The organism is Paenibacillus sp. J22FR83 (assembly GCF_059691955.1).
In genome coordinates, this window is record NZ_JCAUAM010000016.1 from 84,810 (window position 1) to 102,126 (window position 17,317).

A 17,317-nucleotide genomic window follows, 5' to 3' on the forward strand; every position below is an offset into this window, starting at 1 on the left:
AAGGGTATCCTCGCGAAGCAAGCTTTGGTATAATAGAACCATAAGGCGGTATCCTTATAGGAACTGCACTTGCTTATCTTGCAATAACATTGCACGCAAACCGAAATAACCGAAACAAGATGTTGGATTCTGCTCTGAGCCTTACAGGACCGAGACAGAGGGATCATTGATTCTTTCTGCATGCGCTCCTTTTAGCTCTTAGCTAAAAGGTTTTTTATTTTATATGAGGAAGCTGGGATACCTGTGGAACAACGTAAAGCGCTAACGACAGCAAAGATGAGAAAGATGAAGGGAGACGGCGTACCGATTACGATGGTAACGGCCTATGATTATCCCTCAGCACGTTTGTCGGAGGAAGCTGGAATTGATGTCATTCTAGTTGGAGATTCGCTAGGGAATGTCGTGCTAGGCTACGATTCTACACTGCCCGTAACACTGGACGATATGGTTTATCATACACGTGCAGCTGTGCGTGGTGCCGCGAACACGTTTGTGGTCGCTGATATGCCTTTCTTAACGTACCATGGCAGCTTGGATGCAACTTTACAAGGTGTTGGACGTTTGATGCGTGAAGGCGGCGCTAAGGCGGTTAAATTAGAAGGTGGGGCAGAGATCGCGGCGACCGTCAAAGCGATTACGGAGGCAGGAGTTCCTGTCGTTGGTCACTTGGGATTAACACCGCAGTCGGTTCACCAACTCGGAGGATTCCGTGTACAAGGGCGCAACTCGGAGCAAGCAGAGAAGCTGCTCAGTGATGCTAAGGCCATTGAAGAAGCGGGTGCGTTCGCAATCGTACTGGAACTCGTGACGGATGAATTGGCAGCATGGGTCACGAAGCAACTATCTATTCCCACAATTGGCATAGGCTCTGGTGTGCATTGTGATGGGCAAGTGCTTGTGTATCATGATTTGCTGCAGTATGGTTCTGACAGTGCTCCCAGAAAGTTTGTTAAAGCCTATGCAAATATCGGGGAAACTATCCGTGCAGGGATTGGCGAATATGTGAAAGAAGTGAAAGCGCGGACGTTCCCAGCGCAGGAAAATACATTTCATATGGACAACGATGTTGTTCAATATCTATACGGCGATAAGGAGTGATTGGTCATGGCAGCGATCCATACGATGGAAGTGGTTCAGACAATTGCCGATTTACGGGCTCGGATCAAAGCTTATCGACGGAAGAATGATCAGACGGTTGGTTTCGTTCCGACGATGGGTTTTTTGCATGAGGGACATGCGAGTCTTCTCCAAAAGGCTCGTTCCCAAAGTGGATTAGTTGTGCTAAGCATTTTTGTGAATCCCTTGCAGTTTGGTCCAGGAGAAGATTTCGAACGTTATCCTCGCAATGAAGAACAGGACTTGGCTGTAGCTGAAGCGGCAGGTGTAGATATCGTATTTATGCCATCTGTCGAAGAGATGTACCCAACACCAACACGCACCACTGTGAGTGTGTCGGAAGTGACCACAAGGCTATGCGGGGCTTCGAGGCCAGGACATTTCGATGGTGTAGCAACAGTTGTTAGCAAGTTGTTCCATATGGTTCAGCCGGACCAAGCATTTTTTGGTTTGAAGGATGCCCAACAAGTGGCTGTAATTGAGCAGATGGTTCATGATTTAAACATCCCGGTTGAGATCGTACCTTGCCCGACCTTGCGCGAACATGATGGCTTGGCGATGAGCTCACGCAATGTGTATTTGTCGGCAGAGGAGCGTCAGCAGGCGTTGGTTTTGTCGCAGTCTTTACAGCAAGCTAAAGCATTCATTCAAAATAACGAATCAGGTTCCTTCACATCAGAAGAGCTGCAGAGGCTTGTTAGCGATCATATACAAACGGCGCCACTGGCAGTAATCGATTATGTCGAAGTTTTGTCTTACCCAACTTTAGAGCCTTTTGAACATAGCGATGCTATTACTACTCTTATTATTGCGCTCGCAGTGAAGTTTGGGAAAACCCGTTTGATAGATAATCTTATTCTAGAAGTCAGGAAGTGACGTCTTATGTTCCGCACAATGATGAAAGCGAAAATTCACCGCGCCACGGTTACAGAGGCCAATTTAAACTATATCGGGAGTATCACGATCGACGAGGATTTGATCGATCTTGTGGATATGCTGCCTAATGAGAAAGTGCAAATCGTGAATAACAACAACGGTGCGCGTTTAGAGACCTACATTATTCCTGGGCCACGCGGCACAGGCGTAATTTGCTTGAATGGTGCGGCAGCTAGACTCGTTCAAACCGGGGACACCATTATTATTGTTTCTTATGCCATGATGAGCGATGAAGAAGCCAAAAAGCATCATCCAACGATTGCCATTATGGGACCAAACAACACAGTTGCCCAATTGCTCAAGGAAGAAGAACACTCAACAGTTCTCTAAGCGTGTCTGACTTCCCCTACCATGCATGAAAACGTCCCTGTTTACAAAGAATGAGGGTAAGCTTTCGAAGCAAAGGTGGGGATGCCAAATGTTTAAGCATTTATTTTCCACAATGAATGAGGTTTTGGAAGAAATCCAAAAAGAATATCCGAACAGCGATGTGGAGAAAAAGGCCGAACTTGACGAACAATTGCAAGTATTAAAAACGATGAGTGATGAATTCATCGAGGCGTGGCTGCTTTTTGAGGAGAAGCTGGGAAAGTTTTACGGGGAGGCGCCGATCAGCCCTACTCAAACCTTACATGATGAACTGCTGGAGCTCGACATGTCAGGCAAACAAACAGAAGAATTCATGCGCGGGCAGGGATATTATAAGCTGTACATGTATGATCAAGCGATCAAAGAATTCGAGGTCCTGATACAGCGTCAGCCAGATTTCTTGTTAGCGCGAGTGTATTTAGCAATGGGACATTTGCGAAAAGGAGAGTTTGGCGATGCGTATCAGCATTTCAAATTCCTGCTGCCACTGACGGAAAATTCAAAGATGAAAGCAATTTCTTATAACGCTATGGGCTGTATTCAAGTGCAAAATCAGAACCTAGAGAAGGCTTTCGAATATTTTCAAAAAGCGTATCATACCGACCCCTCTTTCATGGAGCCACTTATCAACCTCGATGAGTCCTAAACCGAAACGGTAAAACAAGGTATTCCCTTTTCCTAATGGAGTTTGGTATGCTAGGAGAAGTGTAGGACGAAGGGATTGAAGATAGACGTTATGAAATTTGCAGTTTTGGATTTTGAAACGACAGGAAGTCAGCCTGGGGACGAAATTATTCAGGTTGGACTCGTCATCATAGATCAATTTGAAATTACAGACAGGTATACTTCTCTGGTGAACCCAGGGATTAGTATACCTTCTTCGATTACGACACTTACAGGGATTACCAATGAGATGGTGGCGGATGCACCCTCACTCGATCAGGTGATGTCGGACATGTTCCCGCTTTTGTTTGATTGTGTACTTGTAGCACATCAAGCCGCCTTTGATTTGTCTTTCTTGCAGCGTGGTCTTACGAGAACAGGGTATCCGCCTTTCTCTGGACGTGTCCTTGACACCATGGACATGCTGCGCATTCTATTCCCGTCCATCTCAAGTCTACAGCTTAGCATGGTGGCGGCGTTGTTTGGTATTGACCATGAAAGACCGCATCAAGCAGATAGTGACGCAGAAGTTACGGCATTGATTTGGATTCACTGCTTGGATCGCTTACTAGGTTTGCCTCTCTTAACGGTACAACGTTTGAATCAAATTTTCGAAAACGGTAACACGGATCTAGGCTGGTTTTTGGACGAAATATGCTTGTATAAAGAATCAGTCACCAGTGTGGACATGGATACGAATCGTTACTTTCGTCAATTTACTTTGAATGTAACCGATTGGGGCGAGGAAGAAGAACTGCGATCGGAATATCAAGTTACAGAAGCGCTGGGCGCTTCCTTTCAAGCATTTCAGCAAGGATTGAAGTCTGCACTTCAACAACGATTTGAGGTGTACGAAGATCGTGAATCCCAGGATCAAATGATTCTGGAAGTAGAGAGATCACTTGAAGCAGATCAACATCTGATGATAGAAGCGGGAACCGGTACAGGCAAATCGTTAGGATACTTGATTCCTTCGATTTACTACGGTTTGAAATATGAGAAGAAGGTCGTCGTTTCGACGCATACGATTAATTTGCAGGAGCAATTGCGTGAGCGGGATATTCCTTTGTTGAAAGAAATATTTCCTGTCCCGTTCAAGGCAGCTGTGCTCAAAGGAAGAAGCCACTATCTGTGCCTTCGCAAGTTTGAAACGAAGCTCACAACTAGGGACTATGAGAATGGCAGGGAAGACCCGATAACAGCCGCGCAAATGGTTGTTTGGTTAAGTGAAACCGAGCACGGGGATGAGGAAGAAATACATTTTGGCAATAAAGGTGCCCAGTTCTGGTACTCGGTTGCTAGTGATACGGATTCCTGTTTAAATCGGATGTGTCCTTGGTATAAGAAGTGCTTCTATCATAGAGCTCGCAATGACGCCAATACGGCTGATGTGATCATCACGAACCATTCCCTCCTCTTTACCGATATGAAGGCTGAGAACCGACTTCTACCGTCTTACAAGCACCTTGTCATTGATGAGGCACATCACTTCGAAGAAGTGGCAAGTAAGCACCTCGGGATCGAGCTGCATGCCTCTGCGTTTTACCATTCATTATTGTGGTTGTATAAAGATAATCGAAGTGGACAGCTTCCAATGCTTCGTTTCCGATTGCAGAAATCAGATGAGGCTGGAGAGCGTGCGGCAGCATGGAGCCAAACGATAGATGGTCTTTTTCCGAAAATCATTTCGATCAAAGAAGACTGGGAACGTTTAAGTGAAGCCTTGTATGAATTGGTCTCTTCCAAAAGTGATCCTTCGCAATCTGAAAATTCACAATATGTTCTGCGATTGAAGTCGGACACATTGCCTCCGAATTGGCGCGAGATGCTGATTATGGAGGATAACATTTATCTGAATGCCAATGAATTATTACGAACATTAGATAAATTGTTGAATGAGTTAAAAGAGCAGCAGGATGGACTGGGTGTGCAAGGGTTAGTCACCGACCTGAATGGGACTGTGAAAGAGCTGTATGCACATCGGGATGCACTTCACTTCTTTATGAAAATGGCGGATGAAGGGTACGTTTACTGGGTTGAAGCGGGTACGTATGCGAAAGCGAAATCCGTTCAGCTGAATTCCGTGCCAACGGATGTCAGTGGACTGTTGCAACAGCATTTCTTTGAAACGAAAGACAGTATTATTCTGACGTCAGCAACGCTTTCGGTGAATAAATCGTTCCAATACTCGGCGGAGCAATTAGGATTAGCTATTCCAGAGGACGAAGAGTCAGGTAAGTTGAAAACGGTGCAGCTGCCTTCTCCTTTTAACTACCGGGAGCAGGCACTGGTCGTCATTCCAAGGAATTTTCCTACGATCAAGGGAGCAGGAGATCCTGTTTTCATCGAAGCACTGATCAACTCTCTGAGTGATGTGGCCAAGGTGACGAAGGGTCGAATGTTGGTTCTATGTACCTCGAATCGGATGTTGAAACTTGTTCATGCTGGGATGAAAGAAAAGCTAAGCCCTCATAGCATCACAGTGCTCGGTCAAGGTGTAGACAGCGGCAATCGCAGTAAGCTGACCCGCATGTTCCAAGACAATAAAATGTGCGTGCTACTGGGCACCAGCTCGTTCTGGGAGGGTGTAGATATTCCAGGAGATGCTCTAAGCTGTCTTGCGATTATTCGACTCCCGTTTCAACCACCGAATCACCCGCTTGTCGAAGCAAAGTGTGAGAATATTAAGAAGCGCAATGAGAATCCATTTATGAAGTTTTCTGTACCTCAGGCAGTTATTCGATTTAAACAAGGTTTCGGTCGATTAGTTCGGAGAGCGTCAGACAAAGGGATCGTCATTATCTATGATACACGTGTTATCGAAACGTATTATGGCAAGCACTTCCTCTATTCGTTGCCTGGTCCGAAGATTGAACACATGACCTGTGAACAAATGCTGCCGAGGATTGAGGAATGGATGGGAGGGGCTTAATACGTGAAAACACAAAAAATTTCGGAAGCTGTTGTCCGCAGATTGCCTATCTATTTGCGTTATCTGAACGAGTTGCAAATGAACAATGTGTCCACGGTGTCTTCTCAGGATTTAGGTCAAAAATTAGATCTGAATCCTGCTCAAATACGGAAGGACTTAGCTTATTTTGGAGAGTTCGGCAAAAAAGGAATCGGCTATGATATCAATTATTTGATCGAGAAGATTCGCCAGATTCTTAAATTAGATCGACATATTCAAGTTGCGCTTGTTGGGGCAGGTAACTTAGGTCGAGCACTTTGCAATTATAATACGTACTTACGCAATGATATGAAAATCGTGGCTTTATTCGATGCCATGCCTTCTAAGTCTGGCGAAGTGATTAATAACTTAGTTGTGCTTCCTATGGATAAAATGAAAACGGTCATGTCTGAGCTCGGTGTGCGGATCGGTATTATTACCGTTCCCGCGGCCGAAGCACAGAATGTAGCGAATCAATTCGTTGCTTGTGGCATCGAAGCGATCTTGAACTTCGCGCCTGTCATCATTAAGGTGCCGCCAGAAGTGCGCGTACATTATGCAGATTTCACGACAGAGCTTCAAAGCTTGGCCTATTACCTGGACTAGTAAAATAAAAAGGCACGACCCGCGCAGCTCAGCGGATCGTGCCTTTGTTTGTTTTATCATTACATGATTAATCGGAAAATCGCAAAGTACAGGGTATAAGCAAGAACCATCGAAATGGGAATCGTAATAACCCAAGTGATCAACATGCGACCTACGGTACCCCATTGGACATCATGGAAACGCATGACACTGCCTGTCCCGATAATCGCGGAAGAAATGACATGTGTTGTAGATAATGGTTTACCGATGAAAGTCGAGATTTGAATGACGATCGATGACGTTAAGTCTGAGGCAAAACCATTAATCGGTTCAATTTTGACAATTTTACCGGAAACCGTTTTGATAATGCGCCATCCGCCAATGGATGTTCCAAGGCCCATCGCGAGTGCGGCAGCAATCTTTACCCAAATCGGCACGTTCAAATCATCTTGCACACCAGCAGCCACGAGACCAAAGACAATAATCCCCATTGCTTTTTGTGCATCGTTACCACCGTGAGAGTACGATAGTAATCCGGCAGAAAGGATTTGCAGCGTACGAAACCCACGATTAAGTTTGGATCTAGAGGTATTCCCAGACCAAATTACGATATATTTGATCAAAACCATGATGAGATAACCTAGAGCGAAAGCGATAATTGGCGATAGAATGAGAATGATAATAATTTGTGTGAAACCACTCCAGTTAACGCCACCAAAGCCTGCACCAGCAATTACAGCACCAGCTAGAGCGCCAAGCAACGTATGGGAGGAGGATGATGGAATGGACAAGTACCAAGTAAGCAAGTTCCAGATGATTGCCGCAAGTAAGGCAGCAATAACGACTTCAACCCCATTTTCGATCTTCGCAGGATTGGCAATACTTCCGCCTACCGTTTTGGCAACTTCAGAAGATACCATGGCACCAACGAAATTAAGTGAAGCCGCCATAAATATCGCAACACGAGGGCTTAATGCTCGTGTAGAAATGGAAGTTGCAATCGCATTAGCTGTATCGTGGAATCCATTGATGAAGTCGAAGAGCAGAGCTAGTGCAACGATGATAATCAAATAAGTTAACATGAATTCCTCCTAGCGTTTTCCAATAGGAAAACTTTCTTCGTACGCACAGACATCTCGTCTTAAGAGTAACGAAGTACTACGCTGTCTAGAATGTTAGCAACATCTTCACAAGCATCGGTCGTTTCTTCCAAACGCTCGTAAATTTCTTTCAGTTTGAAATCTTCGTACGGATCTTTGCGCGTGATGAAAATTTGGCGGATACCTTCACGCATCAAACGGTCCCCATCATTCTCTAATTTATTAATAGCCACTGTGTGCTCTGGAATTTGCATATATTTTTTCTTTGCTAAAAGCTTAAAGGCATCTAACATATGTTGGCAGGAATCGACAATTACACCTGAGAAATCTTTCATGTACGCATCCGTATGAGAAACGTTCAAATAGTCGAAACGAGCAATGGTTGCCTCAATCCCGTCTGTGACATCATCCACTTTGGAAGCAAGAACCATGATATCTTCCCGATCAATCGGAGTGATAAATACTTTGTTCAAACCTCTGAAAATGTCGTGTGTGATGGAGTCTCCTGCATGCTCCAGATCATGAATCGCTTTGACATACTCAATTGGGGGCTTATCACCCATCATGGCGGTTCGGAACAATTGAGCGGTTTGCAAAGCGTTCTCTGCAGCACGAATAAGAAGTTGCAAGAAATCGACTTCGTTCTTTCTGGTGAATAACGTTGTCATAGAATCCTCCTAAATTTTACTATATGTACAAGTTTTTGAACGAATTTGCGAATCGAAATTGACCAAATTGTAGAAAAAACTCACAATGATTAAAGTATCATACTCGTAAGGTTTAACGCAACGAAAATTCCGTGACAATTTACAATTTCTTAACATTGTGGAATATGTGCGGAGCTTCCTTGATTTTACAAGCATGAAGATGTAAAGTTTATGGAGCAGCAACTGTTTATAGAATGAGCATAGAGAGGGTTTTTTACTATGAAAAAAACATTAATTTCCCATGGTATTTTTATTTCTAATAAGGAAGACAAAACATCGATCAAAGGCTGCATGGTTATTGAGGGCAGTCAAATTACATACATCGGGACAGAAGTGCCTGAACCTTTAGACAACTATGATGAAGTGATTGATGGAACGAACAAACTGTATATGCCTGGACTTGTTAATACCCATGGACATGCCGCGATGTCATTGCTTCGCGGTTATGGGGATGACCTTGCACTGCAAGTATGGTTAGAGGAAAAAATGTGGCCTATGGAAGGGAAATTCACTTCACAGGACGTTAAATGGGGAACACGTTTGTCGATCCTTGAAATGATCAAAGGCGGGACAACGACATTTGTCGATATGTACGACCATATGAATGAAGTTGCCTTTGCGGTCGAGGAGTCGGGTATGCGCGGTGTTTTGACCCGTGGTGTGATTGGACTATGTCCACCAGATGTACAAACAGCTAAGCTGATCGAGGCAACTGAATTTGCAAAGAACTGGCATGGCAAGGCCGATGGACGCATTACAACGATGATGTCGCCGCACGCGCCATACACTTGCCCGCCCGATTACATCGAGCGTATCGTACAAGCAGCACATGATCTCAATCTTCCTATTCATACCCACATGTCCGAAACACGTCGTGAAGTCGAAGGAAATGTCGAACAGTATGGCGCTAGACCTGTGGCCCACTTGGAGAAGCTAGGCGTATTCTCACGCCCAACGCTTGTTGCACATGGTGTTCACTTGAATGATGAAGAGATAGCGATTCTCAAACAATATGATGTACGTGTGTCTCACAATCCTGGCAGTAATCTCAAACTTGCGAGTGGTGTTGCTCGTCTTCCTGAATTGTTGCGTGCAGGTGTTAAAGTTTCATTAGGAACGGATGGAGCGGCATCCAACAACAATTTGGACATGTTCGAGGAAATGCGATTGGCAGCACTTATTCATAAAGGAGTTACAGGTGATCCATTAGCAATCCCAGCGAAGGAAGCTTTATTGCTGGGAACTCGCATGGGTGCAGAATCCATTTGGTTAGAGGATGTCGGTTTGCTTGAAGTTGGCATGAAAGCTGATTTTATTGCGCTGGACATTGATCAACCTCATTTCCTTCCGAAAACGGACTTCGTTTCCCACATTGTGTACTCCGCTTGTGCGAAAGATGTTGTGGATGTCTGCGTGGATGGCACATGGATTGTCCGTAAAGGTGAATGCCTAACATTAGATGAAGAGAAAATTAAACGCGAATTTGAAATATGCTTCGATCGCCTAAAAGGCTAATGAGCAAGCAAGTAAGTGGCTTTGGGGAGGTGCGCGGCGATTATGAATGCGAAGCGATCAATTACACTTGGTGTTTTCATAGTAGCGACATTAGGTGTTGTGCTTAGCCGATTCTACCTGAATGTACAGAACGAACACTGGGAAGAGAAACGTGTAGCTGTTGAGAAAGCCTACAATGGAAGTATGATGACCAAGGCATCCAAGGTAGATTTTTTCTATGGAGACGAGCCGGTTCAGATTGTTTATGGGGAAAATAAGTTAGGACAACATCTCATTACTTGGGTATCAGGTGAGAATGTTCATTCCGAAATGACGGATGAAGGCTTCCCAGAGGAGCAAGTCCGCGCTGCTGTATTGAAAAAGGCGCCTAACAGTGAAATAGAGCGTGTCATACCTGGCAAATTAGGTAATGACTATGTTTGGGAAGTATTTTATAAGTCGAAAGATGATAGAGGTACGCGGTATTTCTATGATTACTATCGATTCAATGATGGAACTTATCTAGATACGTATCGACTCAGCCTTCAATAAGAGGGTTGAGTTTTTTTAATTAAAAGAGTTATTTTGCGTATTTCCACTGTTTACATAAGGCATTGCGTGTATATGAGATGATATACTAATCGTATTGCAACAGAGGCATACAAATAACTTATTACAGAAAGGTGGACGCCAAACCATGAAGATGAAACTGCGCGTTTTACCTGTTATTTTGAGCGTCATTATTTCGGCAGGTGTACTGTTTGGAGGATGGTTCGCCTATACAAGCTTTGCGATGGAAAATCCATTATCACATATAATTGATACTGCACCTGGTGTAACGAATTCAACGATGAAACTTTCTTCTAGTCATGTGGATGTAGAGTTAACTTTGAAGCCGGAAGCTAATGTAAGAGAAGTTGTACAGAGAATTAATGCCGAAGGCGCATCGATTATCGGGAAACGAACGATGAATATTACAATCAAGAATCAATCTTCTGATAAGCTGGATCAATGGTGGTCTAAAGCGTTATTTGAGGTTGCTCAAGCCATGGAAACGAAGCATTATGCAGATATTCCAACAACGTTACAGAAATACGCAGATGGTGTACCCACAATGAACGTTGACAGCGAAATGGATGAGCACTATGTTTACATTCGATTAACAGATGGTGATGCGACGAAGTTTATCATGCTGCCAAGAGTCTCCCCGCAGATAGGAGTGTGGCCGAATGAGTAAAATATATAAAGAAATTGGGATTGGTTTTATTCCTGTGCTACTGGTATTCTTAGTTTTCCAAGGTGTGAATGTGATTCCAATCTTATTCGTGAGTGCGCTTGGTGTTTCGTTATTCTATATGTTGAAAACACGCGGCGGTATCGGAGCTGCTGCTGGCGGTGGAGATCGTAAAAGCAAAAATCGGACACCGTCTTTTCTCACATTCGATGAAATTGGCGGACAAGATCGAGCTAAGAAAGAATTGATGGAAGCACTGGATTTCTTGATTAAGCATGAGGAAATTAAGAAGTTGGGTATTCGCCCCCTTAAAGGGTTGCTGTTGACAGGGCCTCCAGGGACGGGGAAAACGTTGATGGCGAAAGCCGCTGCACATTATACGAATTCTGTATACATGGCTGCTTCAGGTAGTGAATTTGTTGAGATGTATGTTGGTGTCGGGGCAAGCCGTGTCCGTGATTTATTTAAAGAAGCTAGGTCTCGTGCACTCAAAGAAGGCAAGGATAACGCCATTATTTTCATCGATGAGATTGATGTAATTGGTGGTAAGCGAGACGGCGGACAGCAACGTGAATATGACCAGACGTTGAACCAACTGTTAACGGAGATGGACGGGATTCATACGAATGACGCGCCGCGTATTCTTATTATTGCTGCGACGAACCGTAAGGAAATGCTGGATAGTGCATTGCTGCGACCTGGGCGATTTGACCGACATATCGAGGTTGATCTGCCGGATAAAAAAGGGCGTTTGGCTATTCTTCATATCCATGCAAAAAACAAACCCTTAGCTGTCGGTGTTACGTTGGAGCAAACGGCGGATCAAACTTTCGGTTTCTCCGGTGCACAGCTCGAAGGCGTATTGAATGAGGCCGCTATCTATGCGATGCGTGAAGATAAACCAGCGATTGAACAGTCCCATCTGGCATCTGCCATTGATAAGGTGATGATGGGGGAACGAACAGATAAAGAAACGGCGAATGATGAGAAAGAACGAGTGGCTTATCATGAGTTAGGTCATGCTATTATTGCTGAGCTTGTTCGACCAGGTTCTGTATCCCAAGTCACAGTGAGTCCTCGAGGAAAAGCGTTAGGTTATGTACGTCACAATCCGCCGCAGGATCATTATTTATATACGAAAGATTATATCGAAGATCAGATCATGATTGCCTTAGGTGGAGCTGCTGCGGAAGAGATGATTTACGGTGGACGTAGTACCGGCTCTCGGAACGATTTCGAACAATCGCTTTCTATGGTTCGTAACATGATGGATGCTGGACTTACCAGCTTAGGGATTATTGATCGTGAAATGGTGACGAAAGAACAACTGATGAAAGAAAATGCTGCCATTCTAGATGCACTCATGCTGCGTACGAAAAACATGTTAGAAGCGCAGCGAAGCGTGTTTGAACATTCATTTGCTATTCTCATGAAAGAAGAAGTACTATCGGGTGATACATTCCGTACATTATTTGACGCTTCTGTGTCACAAAGTGCATAATAACGACCGTTGGCCAATTAGGTCAGCGGTTCTTGGCTTTACTTCGGGTATGCAGGATACATATACTAATAATAAGGTGCTTATGAAATTGGACAACTAGCACCGACGAGATGGATAAGACTTAAGAATCAGAAGCTGATATACTGGCAGCTGCGCGAGATAGAGTAAACAGTAGTTCGGATGAAGGAGAAGACAAGCTATGATATTCAGAACAATAGGTGTAATTGGCGGAGGGACGATGGGGCAGGGTATCGCAGAGATGCTGGCCGCTCGTGGACTTGATGTCATTCTAGCTGAGAAAACAACAGAAAAACTTGACCGTGCCATTGAGCTCATTACGGTCAGTTTAGATAAGCAAATTGAGCGTTGGGCATTGACAGGAGCGGAGAAGAAATCCATCTTGTCCAAGATTAAAGGGGCTCATTCGATTCAGGACATGGCTGCTTGCGAGCTCGTCATTGAAACGATTTCTGAAGATTTAAATGCGAAGAAGCATGTCTTTTTCCAGCTCAATCAAATATGTTCCCCCCACATCATACTAGCAACGAATACTTCGACATTAAGTGTAACGGAGATCGCGGCAATCATAACGCATCCAGAGCGCGTCATAGGTATGCACTTTCTTCATCCTGTTGCGAAGGTGAATCTTGTTGAAATTGTGAGAGCGATGAAAACGTCGGATGAAACGTATGATCGCACACGACAATTCGTTGACGATATCCTCACCAAAAAAAGTATCAAGGTGAATGAATCACCGGGTTATATTACGACGCGCTTGATTTGTACACTCATAAATGAAGCGCTGCACACCTTATCCGAAGGTGTCGCTTCTGCAGAAGATATCGATCAAGCGATGCGAATCGGCTATGATTTCAAACATGGTCCACTGGAAATGTGTGATCGATTTGGACTAGATGCTGTTCTAGCTGCGCTTGAGGGAATGTTCCGCGAATATGGGGATATTAAGTATCGGCCATCTTACTTGCTCAAACAAATGGTACGCGCAGGTCATCTTGGCGCTAAGACGGGGGAAGGCTTCTTCCGTTATGACAAGGATGGTGATCGGTTATGAACATTCTCGTGATTAATGCCGGCAGCTCTTCTGTCAAATATCAACTCTATGATATGGACAATGCGATCGTGCTTGCCAAGGGAAGAGTTGAGCGGATTGGCATGGATACGGCCATTCTGATGCACGAACCGGCGAATAAACCTGAATTTCATAAGGTAGATGAAATTTTGGAGCATACAACGGCCATCCGCAGAGTGCTAGATGTTCTTGTACATCCAGAGCATGGCGTGTTGAGCGCCATCTCGCAGATCGATGCCGTAGGCCACCGTGTGGTCCACGGCGGCGAATCTTTCAAGAGCTCTGTCCTCGTCACGGACGAGGTGAAGAAAGAGATTCGGCGCCTCTTCGATTTGGCGCCGCTGCACAATCCAGCGCACATGCTGGGCATCTCGGCGGTAGAAGTAAACATGCCCGGCGTTCCCCAGGCTGTCGTCTTCGACACCGCCTTCCATCAGACGATGCCGGCGAAGGCCTATCTGTATCCGGTGCCGATGGCCCTTTACCGGAAGCACAAGGTGCGACGCTACGGCTTCCATGGTACGTCGCACAAGTACGTGAGCGAGCGTGCCGCTGCCTTCCTAGGACGCCCGCTAGAGCAGTTGAAGCTCATTACCTGTCACATTGGTAATGGGGCTTCCTGCGCCGCAGTATGGGGCGGCCAGTCCGTTGATACGAGCATGGGGATGACCCCGCTCGAGGGTCTGATGATGGGCACGCGCAGCGGCGACCTAGACCCGGCCATCGTGCCCTATGTGATGGGCAAGGAGGATTTGACGATCGGCGAAGTAAGCTCCATGCTGAACAAGCATAGCGGCCTTCAGGCCATCTCAGGCATCTCCAGCGATATGCGGGAGATCGTGGAAGCGGTAGAAGCGGGCGATAAGAACGCTACTTTGGCTTACGAGATGTATACATACCGGCTGCGCAAATACATCGGAGCTTACGCAGCGGCCATGAATGGCGTGGATGCGATTGTGTTTACAGCAGGCGTAGGGGAGAATTCCGCGCCTCTGCGCAAAGCGGTTTGCGAGGGCTTGAGCTTCCTTGGGGTTGATTTTGATGAGGGAGCGAATCTGCTTGGAAGAGGTATAGAGAAGCGGATTACGAAGCTAGGTTCCAAAGTTGAAGTGCTCGTAATTCCAACGAATGAAGAATGGGTTATCGCGCAGGATACTTACAGTCTTTTGCAAGCACAGGCCGACTGACATTTTCGTGGAATTCGTGAAATAGTGTACAATAGGAATGATCTTCAGTTCTAAGGAGGAAGGATGACCATATGAAAAGTACAATAGGTGAAGTTAAACATCATGTCGGCGAATCCGTAACCATCGGCTGTTGGCTTAACAAGAAACGTTCAAGTGGTAAAATTCAGTTTTTGCAACTGCGCGACGGTTCGGGATATATACAAGGCGTTGTTGTTAAAAGTGAAGTGAGTGAAGAAGCGTGGGAAGCAGCCTCCAAGCTAACCCAAGAGAGCTCCTTATACATAACGGGAAAAGTAAAAGAAGACACGCGTTCCAAAGGTGGTTTCGAACTCGATGTGACTGGTGTAGAGATCATTCAAATCACGGAGGAATATCCGATTACACCGAAAGAGCATGGCGTAGATTTCCTTATGGACAATCGCCACCTGTGGATTCGGAGCCCGCGTCAGCGTGCAGTACTTGTGATTCGCGCAGAAATTATCAAAGCGGTTCAAGGTTTCTTCAATGACAGAGGATTCCATTTGGTGGATCCGCCTATCTTGACACCGTCTTCTTGCGAAGGAACAACGAACTTGTTTCACACGAAATATTTTGATGAAGATGCCTTCTTGACGCAAAGTGGGCAGTTATACATGGAAGCAGCCGCGATGGCACTAGGTCGCGTATACTCCTTCGGTCCTACCTTCCGTGCAGAGAAATCCAAGACACGCCGACATCTGATCGAGTTCTGGATGATTGAGCCGGAAATGGCGTTCGTAGATCATGTTGAAAACCTTGAAGTACAGGAACAATTCGTATCCTATATCGTGCAAACCGTGCTGCAGAACTGCCAAGCAGAGCTTGAAACGTTGGAGCGAGATACTTCCAAGTTGGAGAAAATTAAAGGCAGCTTCCCACGTATCACCTATGATGAGGCTGTTGACTATTTGCAAAAGAACGGGCATGAATTCGCGTGGGGAGAAGATTTCGGAGCTCCGCATGAGACAGCGATTGCCGCTCAATACGAAACACCCGTATTCATCACTCATTGGCCAACAGAGATTAAGGCTTTTTATATGAAACCAGATCCAAGTCGGCCAGAAGTTGTCCTATGTGCCGATATGATCGCGCCAGAGGGGTATGGTGAGATTATTGGGGGAAGTCAACGTATTGATGACCCGGAATTAATGGAGCAGCGTTTCAAGGAACACGAACTTTCGCAAGAAGCGTATCAGTGGTACTTGGATCTTCGCAAATACGGAACCGTGCCGCATTCGGGCTTCGGTTTAGGTTTAGAGCGTACGGTGGCTTGGATATGTGGTTTGGATCATGTGCGTGAAACGATTCCATTCCCACGTTTGTTATACCGTCTATACCCTTAAATATGGGATTGTCCATGGGGAGAAAGGGGAAAGACGTATGAGTACGCAATCGAATACACAGATGAAGGTCGAAGCGATCCTGATGAATAGCTTTCTGGAGGGGAGTGTCGCGGTACCGAGTTTACTACTCAAGCATTATCGTGCACTACTTTTGAGTGAAGTGGACGTCATGACACTGATTCATTTTATTTCCTTTGTTGAAAAGGAAGGGAACACGTTCCCGACACTGGATGAAATTCAGGAGCGGATGTCGGCTTCACCGGATGTCGTTATTGCCAGTGTGCAGAAGCTGATTCGCGAAAAATTTATCGCCATCGATGAGGATACCCACGAAACAACTGGGTTTCGTAGCGAGCAGTATAACTTGACGCCGCTCTATAAAAAACTAGCCAAACGTGTAGCTGAGCAGCAGCTCAAAGAGTTAGCAGAGTTGGCGACAATTGCTCAAGTGCCTAGTGATGATCGAGTTAAGAACATTTATACAACGATCGAAAATGAATTCGCAAGACCGCTCACGCCAATGGAGCTGGAAACCATCAGCAATTGGTTGGACAAAGATATGTACAAAGAAGAACTGATCATGACAGCTTTGAAGGAAGCTGTGTTTGCTGGGAAAGTTCATTTCCGATATATTGATCGGATTTTGTTGGATTGGAGTCGCAATCGCGTCTCGACAGTGGATCAGGCAAAGGAATATTCGCAGCGATTTAGGCAATCGCGGTAAGATGAAGCCCATTTTTACTCCGCAAAGGAGGAAAATGGGCTTTTCCGTTGTCCGATTGGAGATGGATCGGTGTACCTACCAAAACCGGATCCTTATCCGTGCTCATTCCCGCGCCGGTCCCGGCACCTGCGCTCACGCAAGCTTCCGCCACCGCAGGCCCCACGCCAGCAGCCACCGCCACCTGCTCTCACGCCAGCCCCCGCGCCTGCTCCTCGCCTCCCTGACACCCGCCGCCCCGCGCCCGCCCCCGGCACCCACGCCTGCTCCCGCTGTCCCCGGCCCCCGCTACCGCCCCCGCTG

The 17,317-nt window shown here is 45.7% G+C and carries 17 protein-coding genes; 14 read left to right on the forward strand and 3 right to left on the reverse strand.

Annotation, left to right across the window (positions count from 1 at the left end; genetic code table 11):
- The first annotated feature begins 243 nt into the window (after positions 1-243).
- The 6 genes from panB (at position 244) to AC58PV_RS26325 (ending at position 6,640) form a co-directional block, all read left to right on the forward strand.
- The gene (panB, locus tag AC58PV_RS26300; protein WP_497435590.1) at positions 244-1,098 is read left to right on the forward strand and encodes a 3-methyl-2-oxobutanoate hydroxymethyltransferase; all 855 of its coding nucleotides are present in this window, start codon (positions 244-246) and stop codon (positions 1,096-1,098) included.
- Between the two features lie 24 nt (positions 1,099-1,122).
- The gene (panC, locus tag AC58PV_RS26305) at positions 1,123-1,992 is read left to right on the forward strand and encodes a pantoate--beta-alanine ligase (protein ID WP_497435714.1); all 870 of its coding nucleotides are present in this window, start codon (positions 1,123-1,125) and stop codon (positions 1,990-1,992) included.
- Positions 1,993-1,998: 6 nt separating this feature from the next.
- A complete protein-coding gene (panD, locus tag AC58PV_RS26310) occupies positions 1,999-2,382 on the forward strand; it encodes an aspartate 1-decarboxylase (protein WP_497435592.1) in 384 nt (127 codons plus the stop codon).
- Positions 2,383-2,470: 88 nt separating this feature from the next.
- Complete coding sequence (locus tag AC58PV_RS26315; protein WP_497435593.1) at positions 2,471-3,067, forward strand: tetratricopeptide repeat protein; 597 nt, start codon at positions 2,471-2,473, stop codon at positions 3,065-3,067.
- 90 nt (positions 3,068-3,157) lie between these two features.
- Positions 3,158-6,016 (forward strand): ATP-dependent DNA helicase DinG, encoded by a 2,859-nt coding sequence (gene dinG, locus AC58PV_RS26320; protein WP_497435594.1) that lies wholly within the window; start codon positions 3,158-3,160, stop codon positions 6,014-6,016.
- A 3-nt stretch (positions 6,017-6,019) separates the two neighbouring features.
- Complete coding sequence (locus tag AC58PV_RS26325; protein ID WP_497435595.1) at positions 6,020-6,640, forward strand: redox-sensing transcriptional repressor Rex; 621 nt, start codon at positions 6,020-6,022, stop codon at positions 6,638-6,640.
- Between the two features lie 59 nt (positions 6,641-6,699).
- Here the strand turns inward: AC58PV_RS26325 and AC58PV_RS26330 are convergent, their stop codons facing one another.
- Together AC58PV_RS26330 and AC58PV_RS26335 are read right to left on the reverse strand one after the other, a co-directional pair.
- On the reverse strand, positions 6,700-7,701 hold the full coding sequence (locus AC58PV_RS26330) for an inorganic phosphate transporter (protein WP_497435597.1): 1,002 nt from the start codon (positions 7,699-7,701) through the stop codon (positions 6,700-6,702).
- A gap of 59 nt (positions 7,702-7,760) precedes the next feature.
- A complete protein-coding gene (locus tag AC58PV_RS26335; RefSeq protein ID WP_497435598.1) occupies positions 7,761-8,387 on the reverse strand; it encodes a DUF47 domain-containing protein in 627 nt (208 codons plus the stop codon).
- Between the two features lie 258 nt (positions 8,388-8,645).
- Between AC58PV_RS26335 and AC58PV_RS26340 the strand changes: the two genes are divergently transcribed.
- From AC58PV_RS26340 to AC58PV_RS26375, 8 genes are all read left to right on the forward strand, one after another.
- On the forward strand, positions 8,646-9,941 hold the full coding sequence (locus AC58PV_RS26340) for an amidohydrolase (RefSeq protein WP_497435600.1): 1,296 nt from the start codon (positions 8,646-8,648) through the stop codon (positions 9,939-9,941).
- 42 nt (positions 9,942-9,983) lie between these two features.
- Positions 9,984-10,472, forward strand: a complete 489-nt coding sequence (locus AC58PV_RS26345; RefSeq protein WP_497435601.1) for a cell wall elongation regulator TseB-like domain-containing protein — start codon at positions 9,984-9,986, stop codon at positions 10,470-10,472.
- A gap of 145 nt (positions 10,473-10,617) precedes the next feature.
- Positions 10,618-11,157: a hypothetical protein gene (locus tag AC58PV_RS26350; RefSeq protein WP_497435602.1), complete on the forward strand. Its 540-nt coding sequence runs from the start codon at positions 10,618-10,620 to the stop codon at positions 11,155-11,157.
- Positions 11,150-12,655 carry an AAA family ATPase gene (locus AC58PV_RS26355; protein WP_497435604.1) on the forward strand — a complete coding sequence of 502 codons (1,506 nt, stop codon included), beginning with the start codon at positions 11,150-11,152 and terminating at the stop codon, positions 12,653-12,655. The genes AC58PV_RS26350 and AC58PV_RS26355 overlap by 8 nt, the downstream gene beginning before the upstream one ends.
- A 199-nt stretch (positions 12,656-12,854) precedes the next feature.
- Complete coding sequence (locus AC58PV_RS26360; RefSeq protein WP_497435605.1) at positions 12,855-13,727, forward strand: 3-hydroxyacyl-CoA dehydrogenase family protein; 873 nt, start codon at positions 12,855-12,857, stop codon at positions 13,725-13,727.
- The gene (locus AC58PV_RS26365) at positions 13,724-14,932 is read left to right on the forward strand and encodes an acetate kinase (RefSeq protein WP_497435606.1); all 1,209 of its coding nucleotides are present in this window, start codon (positions 13,724-13,726) and stop codon (positions 14,930-14,932) included. The genes AC58PV_RS26360 and AC58PV_RS26365 overlap by 4 nt, the downstream gene beginning before the upstream one ends.
- Before the next feature lie 71 nt (positions 14,933-15,003).
- Positions 15,004-16,293 carry an asparagine--tRNA ligase gene (asnS, locus tag AC58PV_RS26370; RefSeq protein ID WP_497435607.1) on the forward strand — a complete coding sequence of 430 codons (1,290 nt, stop codon included), beginning with the start codon at positions 15,004-15,006 and terminating at the stop codon, positions 16,291-16,293.
- Positions 16,294-16,330: 37 nt separating this feature from the next.
- Complete coding sequence (locus tag AC58PV_RS26375) at positions 16,331-17,017, forward strand: DnaD domain protein (RefSeq protein WP_497435609.1); 687 nt, start codon at positions 16,331-16,333, stop codon at positions 17,015-17,017.
- Here the strand turns inward: AC58PV_RS26375 and AC58PV_RS26380 are convergent.
- On the reverse strand, positions 17,001-17,192 hold the full coding sequence (locus tag AC58PV_RS26380) for a hypothetical protein (protein WP_497435610.1): 192 nt from the start codon (positions 17,190-17,192) through the stop codon (positions 17,001-17,003). The genes AC58PV_RS26375 and AC58PV_RS26380 overlap by 17 nt on opposite strands.
- Between the last annotated feature and the right edge of the window lie 125 nt (positions 17,193-17,317).